Genomic DNA, 23,724 nt, shown 5'->3' on the forward strand with positions numbered 1-23,724 from the left:
TTGAATGAACTATCCTTTCAACCAGGCTGCATTCAGTTTTTCTTTTGAAGTATCTGTAAACTTATATCCTTCTTCTTCTTTAAAAGACAATTTTACTTTGCCATTGATGGTTTGTTCTTTACCGTCTCTTTTGATTTTTACGCTGATAGGATCATCCGTTTTCCAGTTTTGACTTTGCATAATCATGTCGTAAACAGAATCTAAATTATAAGGTTTATCGTTGATAGCTACAATGACATCACCTCCTTTAATACCCAAGTTATTCATGAAGTTATTTAAATCTGAACCAGGAATAATAACGATTTCTTTGGTATTAGGGTTAATTGTGATAAAAGGTGTTGATTCATCTTTTAAGAAAGGATTCATTGGGATTTGAACTTTATCTTTGTTAACCCCAACTTTTGCAAAATACACATCGTAAGGAATTGGCGTTTTACCCGAAACGTAAGTGGTTAAGAACTCCCCAACTTCAGGATAAGTCAACTCGGTTATTTTTCCGAAAAGCTCATCATCATTGAAGGGTTTGCTAACGCCATATTCTTTTGATAATTTTTTCATTAAATCTAAAATACCTCTTTCTCCATTACTTTTTTCACGGATGATGATATCGATACACATTCCGATTAACGCTCCTTTTTCATATACGTTTAGATATTGGTCTTTATAGGGTGGAACCAAAACATTAGCGCTCATTTCGGTAAAGGGCATAGTGTCATTTAAAGTTGAGGCATTGGTGATTTTACCCACCATTCTTTGATAAAACTCATCTGCATCAATTAACCCTTGATTTACTTGGAATAGATTAGCAAAATATTCAGTTACCCCTTCATACATCCATAAATGTTTAGACATTTTAGGATTAGCATAATCAAAATATTGAATCTCTTTAGAGTGAATACTTAAAGGAGTTACTGTGTGAAAAAATTCGTGTGAAACGACATCTTTTAATTGTTCCCCTAAAGCATCGGCGGGCATAACTTCAGGAAAAACTACAGTAGTTGAAGTATGGTGTTCTAATGCTCCAAAGCCTTTAGCGTCATTTTTTTGCATATCCGATAAGTATAACAAAACAGTATATCTTTTATTGGTGTTTATCGGTCCAAGAAAAGCTTTCTGAGCTCGCATTGTTTTTTCTAAATCAGGTAACAATTCTTTGGCAGTATGTGTTCCGTTTGGAGAATATACACTAAATAGAATTTCCATTCCATCTACTGTAAACGTTTCATAATCTGGTTTAGCATACATAATCGGATTATCTGTCAAATCAAAATAGCGTGAAACAACGAAATTATCAACGGTATCGCTTTTATCCATATCTATTAAAGAAGTAGCGCCAAAAAGTTTTGCTGGATGCAAAACAGTAAGGTTGAAGTTTATCTCGGTTTTACCCTCAAAATAGCCTACAAACCCATGGTTGTTTACCACAAAGTTTTCACCATCCAAAATATTGGTTCCTGAAGGAGAAAAGATATCGTCTTTCCCATATCCTTTACCAGATTCAGAATCGTAGGTATCATTTACCCAATAGGTGATTTTGGTTAGCGATTTAGCATTGGAGATTTTCCATGAATTATCATCTGTTTTACTAGTAGATAATTCCTTACCATTTTTTCCAAATGCTTTAAAATCGGCAATATATTTACCATAATTATCGGCAGAATAGGTTCCGGGAACTGTTTTTGGAATGTGATATACAATATCGCTTGTGGTAATTGTTGGTGGTGTAATGGTTACCATCACTTTGTCATTTTTTACCGTATTCAAATCTATTGTTACTTTTTCGACTTCTGTTGATGGTTTGTTTTGTGCTGTAATACTGAAGCTGAAAGAGGCTAAAGCAAAAACAGTACTAAAAATTAATTTTTTCATTAGTTCCTATTTATTTTTTTGAATATGTCCCCAAAAGTAACCAATAGTTACAACGGTTTTATTTTTTTTAGATTTGATTAACTAAATTCTTCCAAAAAAAAACTCTCGCTATTGCAAGAGTTTTGAGTTTTAATCAAATTTATTTTTGATGTAATATTTACTATCTAAGTCATCGAAGTCGTCAATGATTGGTTTAGGCTTTGGCTTACTACCTACAGCTTTCTTTTTCCAAAGTTCGAAATTGTCTTTAGACAATCTTTTTCGCATTAATTCGGTCACTTCATTTTCAGTAAGTCCAAATTCTTCTTTAATTACTTCAAAAGGTTTTCTTTCCTCTTGCGCCATGCTTACAACTCTTTCTAGTTGTTCGCTATCAAGTTCCGCTAACTTACTTTTTTTCATTTCTGTAAAAGCATTTTATAAAAATCCGTATTCTATTTGTTAATTCGTATTTCAATATTAGTAAAAAAAATAATTAGTTGACAAACATCAATATCTTTTTTTTCAAATCTTAAGAATTGGGCCTTCTGGTTTTTTGAAAAGGAATAGCCAATAAATTCGAAAGTTTATTGTTTTCTTCGGGTTTCATATGAGTATCCACGCCATATACTAATTTGTCTCTGTCTAAAGTTTTAAAGGTTCCAAATAATCTATCCCAAACCGAAAATATATTACCGTAATTGCTATCCGTGTAAGGCAAAACATAATGATGATGTACTTTATGCATATCTGGAGAGACAATAAAGTAACTCAAGAAATTGTCTAGTTTCTTTGGTAAAAAGATATTGGCATGATTGAATTGGGTTGCCACTACCGATAAAGTTTGATACAAAAACACCATCCACATTGGACATCCTACTATTAAAACCCCTAGGGTTGTAAAAATAAAGCGTAATACACTTTCTCCAGGATGATGTCGGTTGGCCGAAGTGGTGTCAATCCAAGTATCGGTATGATGTATCAGATGAAAGCGCCATAGGAACTTTACTTTGTGTTCTATTAAATGAATTAAGTAAGCTCCGATTAAATCCAAAAGGAGCAAGCCGACAATAGTATACATCCAGATATTAAAGCTTGGCAACCAATTTAAAATTCCGAAATGATGTTCAGTAGCCCAATTAGCAGCTTTCAATAAAATCAAGGCCAAACAAAAGTTGACAATCATGGTGGTGACTGTAAAAAAGATATTGATTCCAGCATGTTGCCATTTGTTATAACTGAATTTAAACAGAGGAACCGCGGTTTCAATCAACCAAAAGAAGGCTATTCCACTGGCTAAAATTAAAGCTCTATGAGAAGAAGGAATAGTAGAAAAGTAGTTAATAATTTCGTTCATGGCTTAAGTATTTGATTCAAATATACTAAAAGGAACTATTTGATAATTCGGAAAGTGAGATTAATTCTTGGTCCGATAGGTTTGGTTGTTTTCGGAATTTGATGCTTCCAAAAATGTTGTGTTGTTCCTTTCATAAGTAACAAACTTCCATGTTCCAAGTTTATTTTTAGTTTTTGCTCTTTGAGTGTATTGTGTTGTAAATGGAAAAATCGCTCTTCACCAAAACTTACTGACGCAATGATAGGATTTCTTCCTAATTCTCTTTCGTTATCCGCATGCCAGCCGTTACTGTCTTTCCCGTCTCGGTAATAATTAAGCAATACAGTGGTGAAGTTCTCCTGACAAATTTCCTCGATTTCATTTTTGATAAACATCAATAGTGGATTCCAAGGATGAGGCTGCATGACAATATTAGAATAACTATAAGGTTTGCCTTCGTTGCCAAATAAAGCGGTCAATCTAGGTTGTGGATGTGTTTTTCCAAAAACAGTAATGTTATCTTGCTGCCATGGAATTTCATTCTTAAGTTTCTCAAAAAGTTCGTTGGAGCGATTGGCATCAAAGAAATTGGGATAATATTCAATCTCCGCATCTGGGATGTTGAAAGTGATTTGTTCTTTGGGGAAAAGTGAATTCATACTTCAAAAATAAAGAGAAAAAAATGAACTCATTCACTCTTTTCTCTTTAAACAAAAAAATATTAAGGGAGATTATGCAGCTTCTTTTTGTTCTAATAGCATTTTATAAATAAACCCAGCTACTAAAGCTCCAGCAATTGGGGCAACCCAAAACAACCACACTTGATGTAATGGTTCGCCACCAGCAAAAATAGCTTGTGACAAAGAACGAGCCGGATTTACAGAAGTATTGGTAATAGGAATGCTAACTAAATGAATTAAAGTTAAGCCTAATCCAATAGCAATTCCAGCAAATTTTCCGTTAGCGAATTTATCCGTTGCTCCCAGAATTATTAATAAAAAGAACATCGTCAAAATGAATTCGGCAGCAAAACATGACATCATCGAATAACCATCTGGAGAAAAAGCATCAAAACCATTGGAAGCAAATGCGCCTGCTTTAGTATTGTCTATAACATTTCCAGTTTTTCCAGACCAGATAAAGAAAAGTGTGCCTGCTGCTGCAATAGCTCCAACACATTGCGAAAGAATGTAGGGAAGTAAGTCTTTTGCTGAAAAGCGTCCGCTGGCCCATAATCCAAAAGAAACTGCTGGATTAAAATGTCCTCCAGAAATGTGTCCCACCGCATAAGCCATGGTTAAAACGGTTAATCCAAAGGCTAGTGAAACTCCAACGAATCCAATGCCCAAATTAGGAATTCCTGCGGCAAATAATGCACTCCCACAACCGCCAAAGACCAGCCAGTAAGTACCAAAAAATTCTGCAAATAGTTTTCTCATAATAGTTTTGTTTACATCATGAAGGATCATGATTGGTTAGTAACTTAAAATTACAAGGAAATTACTTGGTAAAAAATGAGTTGAAGCAAACTTATTAACAAGGTTCTGAACCAATTACCTTATTTATCCTCCAATGGTTATCATGCTTCTGTTCTGTGAAAATAGTTCTGGATTTTGGAATTTCAAATCATCATCCAATCCTGCACGAACTGCTTTTTTAGTAATCAGATTTTGATGTATCAAGGGAAGTATAGAATCTCCTGAACGAAGGGTTTCTAACAATGGAATTTCTGAATTAGAGAATAAACAGTTTTTAAGCTTTCCGTCAGCCGTTAACCTAATGCGATTACAAGTGCTACAAAATGGATTAGTAACCGAACTGATGATGGCAAAGCTACCTGGATAGGTATTAATTTTAAAGTTTTTAGCGGTATCATTTGGAGCATCTTGTAGCCGTTCTATCTCACTCATTTTATATTTCGACTGAACGATTTCCATAATTTCGGCATAAGAAACCAATTTTGATTTGTCCCATTGGTTACCATTGAAAGGCATGAACTCAATAAATCGAACTTGAATATTTTTGTTTTTTGTCAAAGAAATAAAATCGAGTATTTCATTGTCATTAAAGGATTTAATTAAAACTACATTAAGTTTAACCTTAAATTTTTCTTGTAGTAATAAATCAATGTTTTTTTGAACAACGTCAAAATAATCCCGTCTAGTAATGGCATTGAATTTATCTTTTATTAGACTGTCTATGCTGATATTTACGGTTTTGATTCCAGCTTCTTTGAAGGTCTGAATAAAATTCGAAACTAGAATTCCATTAGTGGTTATACTTAAATTAACTCCCAATTTCCCCAATCGCAACATAATAGCAGCTGCATCTTTCCGAACTAAAGGCTCTCCTCCTGTCAATCTAATCTTTGTCACACCTAAATTTACAAAAGTTTGAGCAATGACAATAATCTCATCAGCCGTCATCAAATGAGGTTTTGGGGTAAGCGAAATTCCTTCTTCTGGCATACAATAAGTACATCTCAAATTACAATGTTCTGTAATTGAAATACGCAAGTAATCATGCTTGCGCCCTAAAGTATCCTGCAAAAGATTACTGCTTTCCATGATCGAAACCATTCAACAATTGAAATAAATGCAATACGGAAGGAAAAACAGCATCAATAGACTCGGCAGCACCACTAGTAGAGCCCGGCAAAGCCATAAGTAAAGTATCGCCTTTAAAGCCAACCACACTTCGAGACAACATAGCATAAGGAGTTCGTTCTTGACCATACGAACGAATAGCTTCTTCAATTCCAAGAATTCTTCTGTCAAGTAAAGGAATTATGGCCTCCGGAGTTACGTCTTTATGAGACAATCCTGTTCCACCGGTTAGAATTATCAAATCTGTTTTGGCTTCATGCCATGAATTGACCTTGCTTTGAATAGTAGCGACCTCATCAGGAATAACAGCATAATTCGCAATACGTAAGCCTAATTTTTCAAGCTTTTCAACAATCACTTTTCCAGCACTGTCTTCCTTTTTTCCTGAAGAAACACTATCAGAACAAACCAAAACCGCAACATTAAGATTTAGCATTGACTTGGCAGCATAATCCGACTTCCCTCCTTTTTTATGCAGTAATTTTACTGTAGCAATTTCAACATTTTTATCAATTGGCTTTAACATATCATACATGGTCAAAGCCACTATTGACGCACCATGCATTGCCTCAACCTCAACTCCCGTCTTATAAATGGTTTTTACAGTCACTTCAATTTTGATGCTGTCATCCAAACATTCAAAGTGAATTCCAGTAAACTCAATAGGTATTGGATGGCAATCCGGAATGACACTTGACGTATTTTTAACAGCAAATAAGCCAGCCGTTCTCGATACTTCCAATACATCGCCTTTAGGAACTTTTTTATCAAGAATAGCTTTTATAGTATCATAAGAACCCACCTTTACAATAGCTTGAGCTACCGCGGTTCTTAGCGTTGTTATTTTATGAGTTATATCTACCATTTTATGTGTTTTTTTTCCAAGTATAGGTATCGTCTTCAAAGATTTCTTTGCCAAAAATGGCTGCCTTTTCTTTTATTGCTTCGACCAAAAATTCTAAAGCTTCATAAGTTACTTTACGTCTTGGTGCCGAAACAAAAACAAACAAGCAAATTTCACCTATTTTAACCAATCCTAAGCTGTGATATATATGCAGACAAGATAATTCATATCGAGCGAAAGCAGCTTCCCGAATTTCATACAAACTTTGCTCTGCCATTTCTTCATAAGCTGAATATTCTATAGCAACCACTGTTTTACTATCAATTACATCAGCTCGAACTTGCCCGAGGAAAATGTTATGAGCGCCAATAGTAGTTTTACTTTGATGCTTAGCAATAGCCTTACCAACAAACTCAGGAGGTATGGCACCCTGAATAAACGATGTTTTTTTGGGTTTATCTGACGTCATTACTGTTCATTGTTTTTTGAGATTCTATTCCGTTTTGCAAATGAAAAACCTTCTTAAATCCTTTTTTTAAGAGATAATCAACGGCTAATTCACTTCTATTTCCGTATTGGCAAACCAAAATTATTTCTTGATTTAAATCAACCTCCTTCATAAAATTTTCCAACTGAGACAAAGGTACATTTTTGCAATTTTCTAGATTTAATTTTGGTTCTTCATACGCTTCGCGAATGTCGATAATCAGAGAATAATTAGAAGTGCATAAATTCGTAACTATATTGCTCTTATCCCTAAATTTATATTTATTATTTAAATTTATATTTTTTTGTATTTCAATACTTTGAAAACTATTATCTAAACTATTATACAACATTAATACACCACTTAAAACATGTCCAATTCCTAGTATTATTTTCAACACTTCATTGGCTTGCATCGATCCTAAAAGGTTGGGAAGTACTCCCAAAACTCCAGCATCATTACAATTCGGAATAGCTTCTAAAGTTTCACTCTCGGGAAATACGCAACGATAGGTCGGACCGTTTTGATAATTAAAAACCGAAAGCTGTCCTTCAAACTTATGTATTGACCCATAAACCATTGGAATTCCTTTCATAATAGCCACGTCGTTAATTAAATAGCGCGTGGATATATTATCCGTGCAATCCACTATAAGGTGGTAATCAGAAATGATGGCAAGACAATTGTCTTTGGTAAAATATTCCGAATACTGAACTAATGCCACTTCTGGGTTTTGTTTGGATACCACCTCAGCTGCTACTGCCACTTTATTTCTTCCAACGTCATGTGAAGAATAGAGAAACTGTCGATTCAAATTGGTTTCCTCTACTACATCCCCGTCAACGATTCCAATTTTACCGACACCAGCAGCTACTAAATTTTGCAAAACAGGACAACCTAAACCACCCATGCCAATAATTAAAACCTTGGCTTCAGTTAGTTTTTGTTGGCCTAAAATTCCGATTTCAGGCAGCACTATTTGTCTTTCGTATCGCTTCATTGGGTTTGTTTTTTAGCCTCCTGCAAAGGGCGGTAAAAAGGCTATTTCATCTTGGTTTTTTAGCAAAATATCATTTTGTAAGAATTTTTTATTTATAGCTATTGAATAATTAATAACCAGTATTTTAGGATATTTTATTTCAATTTTTAATTTTATATTATTTAAGGTAATTGACTCTTCGGCTATAAAAAATGATTCCTCTGTTTTCTGCGTAATATCAGCAATAATTCCGAAATATTTTAGTGTAACTTCCATCTTAAACTACGTTGTATACAATTTAAAAATAGCTATTAACAAGACCAAAGCCAATACCTTTTTTAGTAGTGCATTGTTCATCTTTTTACTCCCAAAATATCCTCCAAGAATACCTCCCATCAAAGCAACGGTAATTAATGAAACCGAAGCATTAGGCAAAGTCCCTCCTTTTGAAATAAACCCAAAAAGCCCTGAAATGGAATTCACCAAAATAAACAAAGCCGAGACCGCTGCACTCTTTTTGATATCCGCCCATCCCAAAAGTAAAATCACTGGACTCAAAATAATGCCTCCTCCTATGCCTATCAAGCCCGATAAAAATCCGATTACCGCTCCAATGAATAATGCTAACGGGAGGTTTATGGGATTTATTGCTGCTTTTTGCTTTCCAAACAACCCTAACAATCTGGCTACTGCGAATAACAAAACGGTGGCTAGAATTATTTTATAAACGTGGGTCTCAATGGTAATGCTTCCTCCCAAAAAGGAAAAAGGAACTGAGGTTATCGCAAACGGATAAAACAGGGTACCATCAAACTTTTTCTCTCGATAATAAAAATAAAACGAAATGCCCGAAACCAAGATATTCAACACCAAAGCCGTTGGTTTCATAAAGGTGATAGGGAATGCAAATAAGCTCATCAATGCCAAATAACCGCTTGCTCCTCCATGCCCAACACTGGCATACAAAAAGGCCACAACAAGCAATAAAATGAGTAATAAAGGAGACTGAATAAGTTCGCCAGCGAGCATATTTTTTAAAATTAACGAACTGTAAATATAAAGACAATTATGATTTTAGATGCGATAAACCAAAACTTTGTCACCTTTTAACAATTGATAAGTTCCCTCAGAAACATAAACCAAAGCATTCGCAAGCGCAAAGGAATTCAACATACCCGAATCCTGATGCGCAAGTACAGTAACCTCTTCCTCCGCTATCGAAGCTTTCAAAAACTGAGCTCTTGGATTATCTACTAAAAAATCATGAGCTAAATTCTTTTGCAACGACGAACCATAGGGCTGTTGTATTCCAGAAAGTCTTTGCAATCTTGGCAGTACATAAACATAGAAACAAGTAAGACTTGCCGCTGGATTTCCTGGTAAGGCAAAGATAATTTTATCGTTTTGTGTTCCAACGAATAGCGGTTTTCCTGGTTTTTGATTGACTTTGTAAAACAGCGTTTCAACTTTTAAGCTTTCCAAAGCTTTGCCCACAAAATCATAATCACCCACCGAAATACCACCTGAAACCAACACTACATCATTTTCCGCTATGGCTGTTTCAAGTGTGTTTTTCGTGTTTTCGAAATTATCATTTACTTTATAAAGTGCAATCGTATTGAAATTAGCCTCAAATAAAGCCGTTTGCAGCATGATTGTGTTGCTTTCGTATACTTTTCCATCTTGAAGGATTTCTCCAGCGGAGACAAGCTCATTTCCAGTCACTACAATTCCGATTTTTGGTTTTTGATAGACTTTCACTTTCGTAAATCCCAATCCAGTTAAAAAACCAACAGCAGCTGGATTTAGAAAAGTTCCTTCCGCTAAAGCCATTGCTCCTTTTGTTATCTGGGCTCCTAATTGACGGATATTGGTTTCTGGCTTACTTATTTCTTTCAAATGCAAAAAAGTCTCTACAACAATCACTTTCTCAATCTGAATCACTGCTTGCGCTGAATTAGGCACTGCGGCACCTGTGAATATTTTCACCGCTTGACCTGATTTTAATTGGGTATCCCAAAAATCGCCTGCTTTTACTTCACCAACAATTTCATACTCCAACGAATCGTGTAAAGCAATGGCAAACCCATCCATAGTAGCTTGACGAAAAGGCGGCATGTTAATAGGCGAATAAAGTGTTTCTGCTAAGACATGATTTCGGGCTTCCAACAAAGAAAGTGCCACTACTCTTTTGCGGCAATCGAGGTTTTCAAGTATCGAAAAGGCTTCGGAAGTGGAAATCATCTGTTATGGTTTTTAACTCTGATTAATTGTGCTGCAATACTTATCGCAATTTCCTGGGTAGTCTCGCTTTTGATTTGGATACCTATGGGAGCATAAACATTGGCAATTCGGTCTTTATCAAAGCCATCCTCTATCATATTTTGAAATAAGGTGGCAATCTTTTCTATGCTGCCTAACATTCCGATATACTTGAAATTTTTATTAATCAATCTTCTTATAATGATATCATCCGTTCGGTAACCAAAAGACATAATTACTACATAAATAGCTTCTCCTTCTGGAATATAAGCATCAATTTGTTCAAACTCGACAGTTTGTCTTGAATGCACAAAATGATTTTGCTCCATTGTATTCAGGTTTTCCCGATGATCTAGAATATGAATCTCAAAATCCATTCGGGAAAGCACTTCACTCAATGCCAACCCTACATGACCTCCTCCAATAATATAGACTTTTTGTGGTAGCGAATTGGTTTCAACAAAACTCCATTCAGGATTATCAGCTGCGGTATTGATTCCGAAATTAGTGTAGGTAATTTGAAAATTATCTTTGGTTAAAATTTGGTCAACCGAAGGAAGAAAATCAGTCGTAATATCATAAAAAGCAATGGTTTGTTGACCAGAGCAAATCATTCCCGATTGGTCTTTGGGTGCCGATTTATCATGAATCTGATGTTTTATAAAAGGTTCAAACGATGGTTTCTCTAAAAGTGATTGTGCAAACTCCACCAACTTATGCTCCATTATTCCACCTCCGATGGTGCCAGACATTTGGTTTTTGGCTACCACCATCTTAAAACCTTTCCGCCCAGGACTACTCCCTTCGTTGGCAATTACAACCATCAATACCAATCGCTTTTCGGATTGGAGAATCTGCTGAAGTTTCTTGTAGAAGTCTCGAGTCATTATTTAGCATATTCGATTTGTCAAAATTAACTTTTTATCCTTAAGTATTGACGTTAGTTTTTTGGGGAAATCGAAAAACTATACTAGTTAACTAAAGAAAAATAGAGTACCATTTGTTTTGAATAGACAATAATCAATAGTTGTTTTACATATGATTTTCTTCGAGGCTAGTCCATACCTAGTCCATAGCTAGTCCATAGCTAGTCCATAGTTTTGCAATAATTTATGGACTAGCTATGGATTTGATATGCTTAAGCTTTGGACTTGATAAGAAGATATTCCGTGTAAAGCCCCCAAGATAAATTAACTTTTTGCTTTAACTCTGCATTTCTAGTGCCTTGTACAAACCAAAAATTAGAAACAGAGAATATTTTAGTAAGCCTCCTATTCCGAAAGACTTTTGAATAAACAAATCATAAAATTTAACGCATTTTATCGATAAAAAAATAGTTTAAACTATTCGATTTTACCTTTTGTCTACACTTTTTGTTCATTCGACTTATTCAAGAGGTGAAAATTAATAACCTATAGATATTTGCTTTATCAAAACCCTAAAGTCTAATAAATACTTAATGTCATGATTCAAAAATTATCTAACCCTAAACTTACCCTAGAAAGCTTTAAACACTTTTACCTACTACTAATTCTAGTATTCGGGATTTCTGAAAGCACAAATGCTCAAATCACCTATACTTGGACAGGTTCCAGTAGTAGAGTATGGAATAATACGACCAACTGGAGTAAGACCAGCGGAACAAACTATCTAGGAACGTCGGCAACTGATATTGTTGTCGTCCCCACAGTAACTAATCAACCTAGACTTGGTGCGGTGCTCTCAGCTACTATACCCTCATTTACAATTTAAAATCCCCACAGTCAAATATAACTTTTCAAACTAAATACAGTACAATGACCACAACACACAATTTTTCGGCTATACCTAAAAATAGGATGCTTAGGATTTTATTTTTATTTCTTTTAGTTTTTAGTGCGCAAGGAATAAGTGCGCAGATTGCGTTAAGAGGAACGGCTACTACAGCCTCAGCAACTACCACATCAGTTACCATTAATGTACCAACAGGTGTTGTTGCGGGCGATGTGATGATTGCAAACTTTGCAACTTATAAGAGCCCTCAATCAGCCGCTGCTGTCACTAATGCGAGTTGGACGGCTATAAGTTCTGGTGCGCTGGGAGGTAATAACAAGCTATTTGGCACCTTGTTGTACAGGGTAGCCACTGCTGCGGAGCCTGCATCCTATACATTTTCTACAACGGCAGCAAATTCTTTTGTAGGTGCGATTGTTGCTTTTTCTGGAGTAAATACGGTAACCCCTTTTGATGTAACACCAACTAGTACATTTACTACTTCAGGTAATACCGCCTCAACCTCATTGGCTTCAATTACGGCTGTTACAACAGTAACTTCCAATGCGGCCGTATTAATGTTTGGAATGTCAAGTGGAGGTACCACCACCACCAATGCCAACTTTGGTGCTTTTACCACCACTTCTCCGGCATCATTATCTAATAGTTTATATGACTTTGGCCCTGGTACAGGAACTTCAGGTGCTGTTGGTGCAGCTTGGGCTACCAAGGCTACGGCTGGTTCAACTGGTGCCGGAAATATTGCAGGTGTTATTTCCTCTGGAATTGGGGGGCAAATAATTGCACTTAGGCCCGCAAAACAGTTTAGAAGTAATGCAACTACTTTTAATTGGGGCACAGCGGCTAGCTGGCAGGAATCTACCGACGGAGGACTTAACTGGGTAACGGCCACCAGCGTACCAAACAGTAGCGATGATTTGGTTACCATACGAAACGGTCATACGGTTACCTTAGCAGCCAATGCAACAGCAAGTGACTTGACCATTGATAGCGGAGGTACTTTAAATACCGGTGCCACTTTTACTTTTGGGGTAACCGGCGTCACTTCAGTAACCGGTACATTTACATTAGCTGGTACTGGTGCTAAAACTTTTACTGGAGATGTAGATATTAATGCAGGTGGCGTTTGGAATGAAACAGGCGTCTCTACTTATTCCTTTGCCGGCCATTTTACAAATGATGCCACTACTTTTACCGCCAATACTGGAACGCATACGTTTTCAGGAGCATCAAAAACAATCAGTGGGGCAACTGCGTTGGCAATTCCAACAGTGACGTTTACAGGCTCCTACACCAACAACGGCACAATAACGTCCAATACAACACTTACTTTAACTGCTGCTTTAACACAGGGTGCAACAGGGATATTAAATATCGGGGGGAGCGTAACTGGTTCGCTAACCGCTTCAGCTGCTGGTAATACAGTAAACTATACTGGCGCTGCACAAACCGGCTTGGTAACTACCTACAACAATCTTACTTTATCAGGGTCTTTAGCAAAAACATTTGCCACCACACCAACTGTGAACGGAATTTTATCTTTGGAAGGCACGGCAACGGTTTCTGTCACATCAGGAGTAGTTACTTATGGAGCAAATGCTACCCTTCAATACAATAAACCAGCTTCCTACACTGCAACTTCTAAAGAATGGATTACTCCTTTTGTTGCCACCGGAGGTATCATTATAAAAAATACGGGAGCTATCACTACTCCTGGAGCTGTACAGGTGGGTAACAATACCAACGTAGATTTGAATATCAACACGGGGGCTACATTAACGCCTGGTGCTAATCTTATTACACTTCATGGAGATTTTATCAACGGTGGAACATTAACAAGTGGTTCTGGCGGTGTAACCATTGCTGGGACATCGCTTACTCAATCCATAGACGGGTTCACCACTACAGGTACCGTTTCTATGACAAAGACAGCCGGAACAGCTACTTTTGCAGGTAATGTAAACGGTGGAGGGTTGACTATTAATGGAACAGGCGGCACTTTGAACCTGGGCGCAGGCTTATCACATACATTTACGGGAACTTGGACCAGAACAGCTGGAACGCTTAACGGAGGGTCGAGTACACTAACCCTTTCAGCAACTCCAACTCCGATTAGCGGAACAGGAGGGACATTTACAGCAGGCACAGGTACCGTAAATTATAATGCTGCAGGCAATCAAACGCTAGCAGTTATTACTTACAATAACCTAACCCTTTCTGGATCTGGAGCAAAAACCATAGGTACTGCAGCAAGTGGCACACTTACGTCAGGTAATCTTTCTATTGCGCCTACAGGGTCCGCTACAGCAAGTGTAACGAATGCTAATATTTCTGTAGGTAGTTTAACAGTTGGGGGGGTAGGAACTGTTAATGGTACTTGGGGGGCAGTTGCCGCTACAAGTGCAACAAACAAAACCAACACCTTCTTCACTACGGGTATAACAGGTAATGTAACAGCAGGTAGTGATACAAGAACTACTCCAACTATTACCACTGCGCCAACTGCCACAGCAATTACATATGGTCAAACGTTGGCAGCTTCAACTTTGAGTGGCGGTGTAGCAAGTGTGGCAGGAACATTTGCCTTAACCACACCATCCACTGCGCCAAATGCAGGAACAACAAGTCAATCAGTTACTTTCACACCAACAAATGCTGCGAATTATAGTACAGTTATAACCACAGTTAGTGTGATAGTTAACAGAATAGCATTAACAGTAACGGCTACAGGTCCATCCAAAACGTATGGTACTACCTTAACAGCGGGTGCTAGCACTACTAATTTTAGTGTTGCAGGAACCCTTGTCGGCTCAGAAACCCTCACCAGTGTAACGCTTACACCAGATTCAGCGGGACTTTCAGCAACTACTGCGGCAAACGCTGCCTATACCGTTACGCCATCTGTAGCAACTGGTACGGGAGGTTTTTTGGAAAGCAACTACAATATTTCTTATATAGATTACAGTGGCACAGTTGCTACAAAAGCACTGACCATTACAGCAAATAATCAAACGAATTGCGCTGGTATCCCATTTTCTTTTTCAGGTACCGAATTTTCGACAAGTGGATTGGTAAATGGGAATACTGTAAGCAGTGTTACTTTAACAAGTGCCGGATCTGCATCTTCTTCTAATGCAAGCACTTACCCTATTATTGCCGCTAATGCAACAGGTACGGGTTTGACCAACTACAACATTAGTTATGCAGATGGTTCCCTAACAGTCAATGCATCGCCGGATATATCCAATTTTAGTGTTGGGGTAACCAACCCCGTAGCCGGAGGTACCTCAACAGTAACCATCAATTCAACAAGTTTGGCTAACGGTACTTACACCGTTACCTATAATCTTACCGGTGATAACACAGCAACCGGTTCCACCGCAAGTGTTTCGATAGTAGCTGGTACAGGAACCTTTGCAACATCTGCATTGGCAACAGCAGGTTATACCACTATTACCATTACGGCCATAAAAAATGCAGCAACCTGCAGCAGCACGATTAGTAGCGGCAACACGGCTACTATTGTCATTGCAACTGAAGCAAGCACAACTATTACTGCTACAGGCTCCTGGACTGCACCAGTTGGTGTTACCAGTGTTACGGTAGAAGCCTGGGGTGCTGGAGGTGCTGGAGGTGGCGCTTCTTCTTTTATCTCAGCAGCTGGAGGTGGCGGAGCCGGAGGAGCTTATGTTAAAAATACTGCCATAACAGTTGTTCCTAATACAACCTACACAGTAACTGTAGGGGCAGGAGGAACTGGTAGTACAGGGACAGGAGGAACAGGAGGAGACAGTTGGTTTGGTTCCACCACGACCGTGTTAGCAAAAGGCGGCAACGGAGGTTTAAGCTCAAGTGGTAGCGGTGCAGCAGGTGCTTCAGCTATCAGTACTGGAAACGTTGGGGCTACTGCACCATTTTCCTATTACGGAGGGGCTGGAGGTAATGGAGGTACTTCTGGCGGAGGTGGCGGTAGTAGTGCAGGTACCGGTTCAAATGGTAACACTGCTACAGGAACTGCAGGCGGTGGCGCAGTTACCGGAGGAGGTGCTGGCGCTAACGGATCAACAAACAATGCAAACGGTGCTTCAGCAGCAGTCAATAGTGGCGGCGGCGGTGCCGGGGCAACTGCTAATTTTAGTACTAGATCAGGAGGTGCAGGCGGTAGTGGAAAAGTTGCTATAACCTATAAACAACTTACTTATAAAAGCCAGATTATATCAGCCAATTTAGGTTCAACCAGCTGGTGTTCAGGTGAAACAAGAAATATAACGGTAACAATCAAAAATATTGGAACAGCCACCTGGACGGATGGAACAAATGGTTCTGGTACGATTAACATTGGGGTAAAATGGAATACAAATAGCTCCAACTGGGCGGACTATAATGTGCGAACCAGTGCCAATAACTTGGCTCCGGGACAAACTGCTACCTATACTTTTACCATAACGGCATCCAATAATACAGGAAGTGCTTATACCACTGCTTTAGCTGCCGGAACCAATAACCTTACTTTTGATATAGTGTATGAAGGCATTTCCTGGTTTGGTAATAATGGCGGAGGCGTAGGTCCGGGAAATACCGTGTTTACTTCTGCTGCACAAACTATATTGGCATTACCAACAGTAACGTCAGCAACTGGTAATAGCAAAACCTATACAGGTATTGCTAATGCCACTACCGTTTCGGCAGTAGCGAGTGCTGGAGCTACCATAGATTGGTATGATGCTGCTACTGGAGGTACATTACTTGCATCGGGAACACTAACTTATGCACCGACAGGAATAAATGCTGGTACCTATACTGCTTATGCCCAAGCTAGAAATACTACTACCGGATGCACAAGTGCTGTCCGCACGAGCGCAACGCTTACCATCAATAAAGCCCCACTAACAATTACCGCTGTAAACCAAACTGTTTCTTATGGTACTGCTGTAGCAACCGTTACCGGTGCTGGTACTTATACAGCTACTGGTTTTGTGAATAGTGAAACATCCTCAGTAATAGGAGGTTTAGCAACTTACAGCACTACGTATACCCCTACTACAGCAGCAGCTACAGCTTCGGTAACTATTACACCATTAATTACTGGCTTAACCGCTACTAACTATAGTTTTAGTGCAGCCAATGGTGCTGTAACAATTACCACCGCGGCTTTAACGGTGACGGCAAACATAGCTACTCATATTTATGGAGCTACCTTAACGCCAGGCGCAGGTGCATCACCATTGAGTGTTACAGGCATGCAAAACTCAGAGACTTTAGCAGGAACAGTAACCCTTGCTTATACTAGTGGTAACATCGCCACATCAGCAGTAGGAACTTATACCGGAGCTGTATCGCCAAGTGTCTTTGTAAAAACAAGTGGAACAGCTACGTTGAGCAATTACACTATAAATTATGTTACTAATAATTTGAGTGTAACAACTGCATCATTAACCATTACAGCCAACAATGCTTCTAAATGTTTTGGTACAACTTATACTTTTGGAACTACTGCATTTACATCTTCTGGACTGCAAAATGGGGAAACAATAGGTAGTGTTACTTTAACGTCATTAGGAGCGAGTTCAGCCGCTGCCGCCGGCAGTTATAGTATAACACCATCAGCCGCAACAGGAGTATCATTTACTGCAGCCAATTATTCCATTTCTTATATTGATGGGGCATTAACAGTTACAGCGAATAATACTGCTGGCGCAGCTTCATCAACACCAACACTTTGTATCAATACAGCCTTAACAGCTATTACGCATACAACAACAGGTGCTACAGGCATTGGAACGGCTATTGGATTACCAGCGGGCGTAACGGCTGCGTGGGCTACCAACAGTATTACTATTAGTGGAACACCAACAGCTTCAGGTACATTTAGCTATACCATTCCTTTGACAGGAGGTTGTGGTACTGTAAATGCTACAGGAACTATCACAGTAACTCCGGCTATGACTGCTGGTGCTGCCTCAAGCACACCAACCTTATGTATCAGTACTGCTTTAACCGCTATCACTCATGCAACTACAGGAGCTACCGGAATTGGATCGGCTACCGGACTTCCAACAGGAGTGTCTGCGGCTTGGGCTACTAATACGATTACAATTAGTGGAACACCAACCGCTTCAGGGACATTTAACTATACTATTCCGGTAACAGGAGGTTGTGGTACTGTTAATGCTACAGGAACTATCACAGTAACTCCGGCTATGACTGCTGGTGCTGCCTCAAGCACACCAACCTTATGTATCAGTACTGCTTTAACCGCTATCACTCATACAACTTCAGGAGCAACAGGCATTGGTACTGCTACAGGTTTACCAACAGGTGTAACGGCTGCTTGGGCTACAAACACCATTACTATTAGTGGGACACCAACAGCTTCAGGGACATTTAACTATACTATTCCAGTAACTGGAGGTTGTGGTACTGTTAATGCTACAGGTACTATTACCGTAACACCAGCTAATACAGCAGGTGCAGCTTCAAGCACACCAACACTTTGTATCAATACGGCTTTAACAGCCATCACGCATGTAACAACAGGAGCTACCGGTATCGGAACCGCTACTGGTTTACCAGCGGGCGTAACGGCTGCTTGGGCTACAAACACCATTACTATTAGTGGTACACCAACCAATTCAGGGACATTTACCTATACTATTCCATTAACAGGAGGTTGTGGTACTGTAAACGCTACAGGAACCATTACCGTAACTCCGGCTATGACAGCTGGTGCAGCATCGTCTACACCAACCTTATGTATCAATACCGCTTTAACCGCTATCACTCATGCAACTACAGGAGCTACCGGAATTGGATCGGCTACAGGTTTACCAACAGGTGTAACTGCAGCTTGGGCTACTAATACGATTACAATTAGTGGTACACCAACCAATTCAGGGACATTTACCTATACTATTCCGGTAACAGGAGGTTGTGGTACTGTAAACGCTACAGGAACTATTACCGTAACTCCTAATAAAACAGCTGGTGCTGCATCGTCTACACCAACCTTATGTATCAATACCGCTTTAACCACTATAACTCATGCAACTACAGGAGCTACCGGAATTGGATCGGCTACAGGTTTACCAACAGGTGTAACTGCAGCTTGGGCTACTAATACGATTACTATCAGTGGTACACCAACCAATTCAGGGACATTTACCTATACTATTCCATTAACAGGAGGTTGTGGTACTGTAAATGCTACAGGAACTATTACCGTAACTCCGGCTATGACAGCTAGTGCTGCATCATCTACACCAACCTTATGTATCAATACCGCTTTAACCGCTATCACTCATGCAACTACAGGAGCTACCGGAATTGGATCGGCTACAGGTTTACCAACAGGTGTAACTGCAGCTTGGGCTACTAATACGATAACCATTAGTGGTACACCAACCAATTCAGGGACATTTACCTATACTATTCCATTAACTGGAGGTTGTGGTACTGTAAATGCTACAGGAACTATTACAGTAACTCCGGCTATGACAGCTAGTGCTGCATCGTCTACACCAACCTTATGTATCAATACAGCTTTAACCGCTATCACTCATGCAACTACAGGAGCTACCGGAATTGGATCGGCTACAGGTTTACCAACAGGTGTAACTGCAGCTTGGGCTACTAATACGATTACTATCAGTGGTACACCAACCAATTCAGGGACATTTACCTATACTATTCCATTAACAGGAGGTTGTGGTACTGTAAATGCTACAGGAACTATTACCGTAACTCCGGCTATGACAGCTAGTGCTGCATCATCTACACCAACCTTATGTATCAATACAGCTTTAACAGCTATCACTCATACAACAACAGGTGCTACAGGAATAGGAACCGCTACTGGTTTACCAGCAGGCGTAACGGCTGCTTGGGCTAGTAATACTATAACAATTAGTGGTACACCGGGTAACTCAGGAACCTTTAACTACACTATTCCATTAACAGGAGGTTGCGGAACTGTTAATGCTACAGGAACTATAACAGTAACAACAAACAAAACAGTTAGTGCTGCCTCAAGTTCACCTACCTTATGTATCAATACCGCTTTAACAGCGATTACTCATACAACTACTGGTGCAACCGGAATAGGAACTGCAACAGGTTTACCAACAGGTGTAACAGCAGCATTTGCAAATAACACTATAACGATTAGCGGTACGCCAAGTAACTCAGGAACATTTGCCTACACTATTCCATTAACTGGAGGTTGTGGCACTGTAAATGCAACTGGAACTATTACTGTTACACCAGCTAATACAGCAGGTGCAGCATCGTCTACTCCAACCTTATGTATCAATACAGCTTTAACAGCTATTACTCATGCAACAACAGGTGCTACAGGCATTGGAACGGCTACTGGTTTACCAGCGGGCGTAACAGCTGCTTGGGCTACAAACACCATTACTATTAGTGGGACACCAACAGCTTCAGGAACATTTGCCTACACTATTCCAGTAACTGGAGGTTGTGGTACAGTGAATGCTACAGGTACTATTACTGTTACACCAAACAAGACAGCAAGTGCTGCTTCAAGCACACCAACACTTTGTATCAATACAGCCTTAACAGCTATCACGCATACAACAACAGGTGCTACAGGAATAGGAACGGCTACTGGTTTACCAGCAGGCGTAACGGCTGCTTGGGCTACAAACACCATTACTATTAGTGGGACACCAACAGCTTCAGGAACATTTGCCTACACTATTCCATTAACTGGAGGTTGTGGCACTGTAAATGCAACTGGAACTATTACTGTTACACCAGCTAATACAGCAGGTGCAGCATCGTCTACTCCAACCTTATGTATCAATACAGCTTTAACAGCTATTACTCATACTACTACAGGAGCTACCGGAATCGGAACAGCTACAGGGCTTCCAACAGGCGTAACGGCTGCTTGGGCTACCAACACCATTACTATTAGTGGGACACCAACAGCTTCAGGAACATTTGCCTACACTATTCCAGTAACTGGAGGTTGCGGAACTGTAAATGCTACTGGAACTATTACAGTTACCTCAAACAAAACAGCAAGTGCTGGGTCAAGTACTCCAACATTGTGTATCAATACGGCTTTAACAGCGATTACTCATACCACTACTGGTGCAACAGGAATAGGAACTGCAACAGGTTTACCAACTGGAGTAACGGCAGCATGGGCTAGTAACACCATAACGATTAGCGGTACACCGAGTAACTCAGGAACTTTTAACTACAGTATTCCATTAACAGGTGGTTGTGGAACTGTAAATGCTACAGGTACTATTACGGTTAACCCAAACAAAACAGCAAGTGCAGGGTCAAGTACTCCAACATTGTGTATCAATACAGCTTTAACAGCAATTACACATACCACTACTGGTGCAACCGGAATAGGAACTGCAACAGGTTTACCAACCGGAGTGACAGCAGCATGGGCTAGTAATACAATTACAATTAGCGGTACGCCAAGTAACTCAGGAACCTTTAACTACAGTATTCCATTAACAGGAGGTTGTGGCACTGTAAATGCAACTGGAACTATTACTGTTAGGTCAGGCTCTACAGCAGCATCTATAACAGGCACTGCAGCTATTTGTTCCGCTAGTTCAACGAATTTACAAGTTACCATTACAGGAGGGACTTCTCCATACACTGTTGTTTATACTTCGGGAAGTGTAAGTAATTATACTAGTGGTTCCAATATTTCGATTTCTTCAACTAGTACTACCACGTATAACTTGATCTCTGTTACCGATGCTAATGGTTGTGTAGGAACTGGAAATACTGGTTCTGCTGTTGTTGTTATTGATGCTACTACCTCAACGGATGGAGGAATAACTTGGTCTAATGGAAGTCCGAGTATTTCAAAATCGGTTATTTTTGATGGTGCTACAGCCATAATAAATGCTGATTTTTCAGCTTGTTCACTTCGATTAATCAATAATGCAGTGGTGACAGTATCCCCTGGATTTGATGTTACGTTGAATGGTAAATTGACTGTTGATTCCGGAAGTACTTTTACCTTAAGTAATACGGCTAATTTAATACAAAATACTACAGTAGCCAATTCTGGCAATATTGTTGTTAAGCGTAACTCATCTGCTTTAAAACGTTTGGATTATACTTTATGGTCTTCTCCTGTTACTGGTCAGGGGCTGTATGCTTTTTCACCCTTTACATTGCCTAATCGTTTTTATTACTATGACACAGCTACTAATCAGTTAAATAACGCTGTCGGTTTTAATTTGACAGGATTGCAGTATCCTTCGCCATTGGTTTCTCCAAATGGAGTTAATGGAACAGATACTAACAATATTCAATTTGTCAATGGAAAAAGTTATTTAATAAGAGTGCCATGGGATCATCCTACAACAGCCACCGTTTGGAATGGAAGTTTTACGGGGATTCCTAACAATGGAGATATTACGTTTGGAACATCTTTTGGATATAATGCTGTTGGAAATCCTTATCCATCAAGACTTAATGTTAAAGACTTTATAGATGGAAATTCTAATATTAGTGGACCAATATATATCTGGAGAAAAACGAATGGTAATTCTAATGGTTCTTATTCTACACTCACAAAAACAGCTTTTGTTTCAAATGGGGACCCAAATAGTGTAACTAATGGGAATAATTATTTCAATCCAGGAAATGAAGCCAATTGGGCCCTTAATATTGGACAAGGATTTATTATAAGAACCACTAGTGGTTCGAACATAACCTTTACTAATAGTATGAGAAGAAGTTCTAATGGAGACCAATTTTTTAGAGCGTCACAACCTACTGTAGCTTCTTCAACTAATGGATTGTATTGGTTGAATTTGAATACCGATACAGGTGTTTTTAGTCAAATGGCTGTAGGCTATAGTTCAGAAGGAACATTGGCCGAGGATAGAGGTATTGATGGGAAAAATATCAATCCCGATTTTTATCTAACTAGTTTAATAGGAACCGATGAATATTCAATTCAAGGGCGACCAGATTTTCAAGATTCAGATATCGTTCCTTTATCTTATAAAGTTACCGTCGCGGGTAATTATACCATTACTATAGATCATACGGCAGGTTTGTTTAGTGGAGGAACACAATCTATCTATTTAAAAGATAACCTTACGAATACAATAAATAATTTAAGTACTGGGCCCTATGCTTTTACTTCAGATGTGGGAACTTTTACAAATCGTTTTGAAATTATTTACCAATCCACATTAGGAACACAACATGCTGTCTTTACGAGTAATAATGTGATTATCTATAATCAAAACAATGCATTAACAATTGATTCAGGAAGCACCATTATGTCATCTGTAAAAATATTTGATATTAGAGGTCGATTGATTGAAGAAAAAAAGGGGATTAACGCTAACCATACTACTATGAATGGAGGGGGTACCGATGAAGTTCTATTGGTTCAAATCACTTCAGAAGACGGTGCAATGGTAACTAAAAAGGTATTGTTCCAAAGAACGTCTCTAAAAATTGATAAAAAATTGAAAATAAAAACACAATTAGCTGAAGACGAATAAAAAATAAGAGTTTTTTTATTTAAGTTGTTTAAGCCTCTTTCGAAAGTTAGAGGCTTTTATTTTT

The 23,724-nt window shown here is 38.9% G+C and carries 15 protein-coding genes; 2 read left to right on the plus strand and 13 right to left on the minus strand.

The genetic code is table 11. The features are described 5' to 3' along the window. Positions 1-9 precede the first annotated feature (9 nt). From OLM53_RS05050 to OLM53_RS05110, 13 genes are all read right to left on the minus strand, one after another. The gene (locus OLM53_RS05050) at positions 10-1,869 is read right to left on the minus strand and encodes a peptidase M61 (protein ID WP_264521957.1); all 1,860 of its coding nucleotides are present in this window, start codon (positions 1,867-1,869) and stop codon (positions 10-12) included. Between the two features lie 129 nt (positions 1,870-1,998). Continuing rightward, a complete protein-coding gene (locus OLM53_RS05055) occupies positions 1,999-2,271 on the minus strand; it encodes a TIGR03643 family protein (protein WP_264521958.1) in 273 nt (90 codons plus the stop codon). Positions 2,272-2,380: 109 nt separating this feature from the next. Beyond that, positions 2,381-3,205, minus strand: coding sequence for a sterol desaturase family protein (locus tag OLM53_RS05060; protein WP_264521959.1), 825 nt, complete (start codon positions 3,203-3,205; stop codon positions 2,381-2,383). A 35-nt stretch (positions 3,206-3,240) separates the two neighbouring features. After that, positions 3,241-3,843, minus strand: a complete 603-nt coding sequence (locus OLM53_RS05065; RefSeq protein WP_264521960.1) for an alpha-ketoglutarate-dependent dioxygenase AlkB family protein — start codon at positions 3,841-3,843, stop codon at positions 3,241-3,243. Between the two features lie 72 nt (positions 3,844-3,915). Further along, positions 3,916-4,623 carry an aquaporin Z gene (aqpZ, locus tag OLM53_RS05070; RefSeq protein ID WP_264521961.1) on the minus strand — a complete coding sequence of 236 codons (708 nt, stop codon included), beginning with the start codon at positions 4,621-4,623 and terminating at the stop codon, positions 3,916-3,918. Between the two features lie 123 nt (positions 4,624-4,746). Continuing rightward, entirely contained in the window at positions 4,747-5,751 is a 1,005-nt protein-coding gene (gene moaA / locus OLM53_RS05075) for a GTP 3',8-cyclase MoaA (RefSeq protein ID WP_264521962.1), read from the minus strand. After that, positions 5,738-6,655 (minus strand): bifunctional molybdenum cofactor biosynthesis protein MoaC/MoaB, encoded by a 918-nt coding sequence (gene moaCB / locus OLM53_RS05080; protein WP_264521963.1) that lies wholly within the window; start codon positions 6,653-6,655, stop codon positions 5,738-5,740. The genes moaA and moaCB overlap by 14 nt, the downstream gene beginning before the upstream one ends. A gap of 1 nt (position 6,656) precedes the next feature. Continuing rightward, entirely contained in the window at positions 6,657-7,103 is a 447-nt protein-coding gene (locus tag OLM53_RS05085; RefSeq protein WP_264521964.1) for a molybdenum cofactor biosynthesis protein MoaE, read from the minus strand. Beyond that, positions 7,090-8,121, minus strand: coding sequence for a HesA/MoeB/ThiF family protein (locus OLM53_RS05090; RefSeq protein WP_264521965.1), 1,032 nt, complete (start codon positions 8,119-8,121; stop codon positions 7,090-7,092). Before OLM53_RS05090 ends, OLM53_RS05085 begins: the two co-directional genes overlap by 14 nt. Positions 8,122-8,133: 12 nt before the next feature. Then, the gene (locus tag OLM53_RS05095; protein ID WP_264521966.1) at positions 8,134-8,376 is read right to left on the minus strand and encodes a MoaD/ThiS family protein; all 243 of its coding nucleotides are present in this window, start codon (positions 8,374-8,376) and stop codon (positions 8,134-8,136) included. A 6-nt stretch (positions 8,377-8,382) separates the two neighbouring features. Further along, entirely contained in the window at positions 8,383-9,129 is a 747-nt protein-coding gene (locus OLM53_RS05100) for a sulfite exporter TauE/SafE family protein (protein WP_264521967.1), read from the minus strand. A gap of 45 nt (positions 9,130-9,174) precedes the next feature. After that, a complete protein-coding gene (locus OLM53_RS05105) occupies positions 9,175-10,344 on the minus strand; it encodes a molybdopterin molybdotransferase MoeA (RefSeq protein ID WP_264521968.1) in 1,170 nt (389 codons plus the stop codon). Continuing rightward, positions 10,341-11,249, minus strand: coding sequence for an XdhC family protein (locus OLM53_RS05110; RefSeq protein ID WP_264521969.1), 909 nt, complete (start codon positions 11,247-11,249; stop codon positions 10,341-10,343). The genes OLM53_RS05105 and OLM53_RS05110 overlap by 4 nt, the downstream gene beginning before the upstream one ends. 577 nt (positions 11,250-11,826) lie before the next feature. Between OLM53_RS05110 and OLM53_RS05115 the strand changes: the two genes are divergently transcribed. Next, a complete protein-coding gene (locus OLM53_RS05115; RefSeq protein ID WP_264521970.1) occupies positions 11,827-12,114 on the plus strand; it encodes a hypothetical protein in 288 nt (95 codons plus the stop codon). Positions 12,115-12,158: 44 nt separating this feature from the next. Beyond that, positions 12,159-23,660 carry an MBG domain-containing protein gene (locus OLM53_RS05120; protein WP_264521971.1) on the plus strand — a complete coding sequence of 3,834 codons (11,502 nt, stop codon included), beginning with the start codon at positions 12,159-12,161 and terminating at the stop codon, positions 23,658-23,660. The last annotated feature ends 64 nt before the right edge of the window (positions 23,661-23,724 follow it).

This window comes from Flavobacterium sp. N1994 (genome assembly GCF_025947145.1).
In the GTDB taxonomy this organism is placed as follows: Bacteria; Bacteroidota; Bacteroidia; order Flavobacteriales; family Flavobacteriaceae; genus Flavobacterium.